Consider the following 2,486-nt stretch of genomic DNA (forward strand, 5'->3'; position numbering starts at 1 on the left):
GGAAAGCGGTGTCTTCCGGCTCGCTGCCGACGCCATGTTCGCGGGCGAAATCATCGATCGGGTGGTCAGTGTCTTCCGTCTCCCCCCTGCGCCCGAGAAAAGCGCTGGCGGCCTGGACGAGTTTCTCGATTTCCGCGCTTCGCTGGGTCAGGAATTTCGCGTCCGCGAGCCCTTTTTCAAAATGCGCTCTTGCGTCTTCGCCGCGATTGTCGCCGACCAGCGCCTGGCCAAGATGAAGCCGCGCCCGCGTGCTCGACGGATCGGTCTCCAGCGCCTTTTCTAGCGCGCTGATCCGTCCTTTTATGTCGCCCTGCAAGGATTTTGCGAAAGACAGCGTCACCCAGATATCGGCGCCCGGCCAGCCAAGATCGATCGCGCGTTTGAAGGCATGCTCTGCGCCGACACCATTGCCCGCCTGCAGAGCCTGCATGCCGTCTGCTGCAAATTGGCGGGCTTGCTGTTGCTGATCATCCATCTCGCGTCATCCTTGCCTCATTCGGGGCCTTCCAGCCTGAGCCAATAGCGGCTAGGAGGCTGCATGGCCAGTACACCTGATTCCGTTGCAGACAAGCATGAACACGTCCTGATCGTCGATTTCGGATCGCAGGTCACCCAGCTCATCGCGCGGCGCCTGCGCGAGAGCGGCGTCTATTGCGAAATCCATCCGTTCAACAAGGTGGACGCCGCCTTCATCGACAGCTTCGACCCAAAGGCGATCATCCTGTCGGGCGGACCGGCAAGTGTCACATGGGACGATAGCCCGCGCGCCGATGAGGCTGTGTTTACCCGCGGCGTGCCCGTGCTCGGCATCTGCTACGGCCAGCAGGTCATGATGGAACAGCTCGGCGGCAAGGTCGAAAGCGGGACAAGCCGCGAGTTCGGGCGCGCCTTCATCGAGAAGGTGACAGACAGCGAGCTGCTCGAGGGCCTGTTTGGCGGCGAAGACCACAAGGAAGAAGTCTGGATGAGCCATGGCGATCACGTCGCCGAGCTCGCGCCGGGCTTCGGTGTGATCGCAAAATCGCCAGGCGCGCCGCTCGCCATCATCGCAGACCTTGAGCGGCGCTATTATGGCACGCAGTTCCATCCCGAAGTCGTCCATACCGTGCATGGGCGCGACATGTTGCGCAATTTTACGCACAGGATTGCAGGCCTGTCGGGCGACTGGACCATGGCCGCCTATCGCGACGAAGCGATCGAGAAGATCCGCTCGCAGGTCGGCGATGGCAAGGTGATCTGCGGGCTGTCCGGCGGGGTGGATTCGTCTGTGGCCGCTGTTCTGATCCATGAAGCGATCGGTGACCAGCTGACCTGCGTTTACGTTGACCATGGCCTGATGCGCCTCAATGAGAGCGAGGAGGTCGTCGGCCTGTTCCGCGACCATTACAATATTCCGCTGGTCCATGTGGATGCGAGCGAGACCTTCCTGGGCGAACTGGCGGGCGTCAGCGATCCTGAGAAGAAGCGCAAGACCATTGGCAAGCTGTTCATCGATGTGTTCGAGGAAGAGGCGAAGAAGATCGGCGGGGCTGATTTTCTGGCGCAAGGCACGCTCTATCCGGACGTGATCGAGAGCGTGTCGGCGATTGGCGGGCCGTCGGTCACGATCAAATCGCACCATAATGTTGGCGGTCTGCCTGAGCGGATGAACATGAAGCTTGTCGAGCCGCTGCGCGAACTGTTCAAGGACGAGGTGCGCGCGCTCGGCCGCGAGCTTGGCCTGCCGGAAGCCTTTGTCGGGCGCCATCCGTTTCCCGGGCCGGGCCTTGCGATCCGCATTCCGGGCGAGATCACCCGCGAGAAGGCCGATACGCTTCGCAAGGCCGACGCGATCTATATCGAGGAAATCAAGGCCGCCGGACTGTATGACGAGATCTGGCAGGCTTTCTCGGTTCTGCTCCCGGTCAACACAGTTGGCGTCATGGGCGATGAGCGAACCTATGAAGCGGTCCTGGCCCTGCGCGCCGTGACCTCCACAGATGGCATGACGGCAGACTATTACCCCTATGACCACGCCTTCCTCGGCCGCGTCGCGACGCGCATCATCAATGAGGTCAAAGGCGTCAACCGCGTCGTCTACGACATCACCTCAAAACCCCCCGGCACGATCGAGTGGGAGTGATGCCTGCCGTCCGGCGCGTATGAAACGCCGCTGGTGCTGACAATTATGTGAAAATCAAACTGTCGCAGGGCACTGGAATTTAAGGGGTTCAGGCGTACATGCGGTGCATGAGACAGGCTCCCTTTTGCGCAGCGGCCCTTGCAGGTCTGTTGACCCTGGCAGGCTGCGCGACGGCGCCTGAGCCGCCGGCCATGTCCGGCGTGGCGGTTGGAGCGCACTTCCTGGCGCCCGGGCTTGAGGCCGTCTTCGATGACAGCTGGTGGGACCAGTTTGACGATCCGGCGCTGAGCGCGCTGATCGGCCAGGCGCTGGCCGCGAACAAATCCCTCGACGTCGCTTCGGCCAATGTGCGCATTGCAGAAGC

At 61.9% G+C, this 2,486-nt stretch carries 2 protein-coding genes and 1 pseudogene; 2 read left to right on the forward strand and 1 reads right to left on the reverse strand.

Annotated elements, in window-relative coordinates; genetic code table 11:
• On the reverse strand, nucleotides 1-475 hold a 475-nt coding region (locus WA989_RS15990; protein WP_424341475.1), incomplete at its 3' end, for a tetratricopeptide repeat protein.
• 63 nt (nucleotides 476-538) lie between these two features.
• Here WA989_RS15990 and guaA point away from each other — a divergent pair.
• Complete coding sequence (guaA, locus tag WA989_RS15995; protein WP_424341476.1) at nucleotides 539-2,122, forward strand: glutamine-hydrolyzing GMP synthase; 1,584 nt, start codon at nucleotides 539-541, stop codon at nucleotides 2,120-2,122.
• A gap of 107 nt (nucleotides 2,123-2,229) precedes the next feature.
• A pseudogene (locus tag WA989_RS16000) lies at nucleotides 2,230-2,486 on the forward strand (efflux transporter outer membrane subunit); the annotation flags it as partial.

The sequence above is a fragment of the Henriciella sp. genome (assembly GCF_049649345.1).
Classification (GTDB): Bacteria; Pseudomonadota; Alphaproteobacteria; order Caulobacterales; family Hyphomonadaceae; genus Henriciella.

Bases quoted from the DNA above. Each gene is read 5' to 3' on its own strand.
- guaA (WP_424341476.1), top strand. From the start codon at position 539: ATGGCCAGTACACCTGATTCCGTTGCAGACAAGCATGAACACGTCCTG.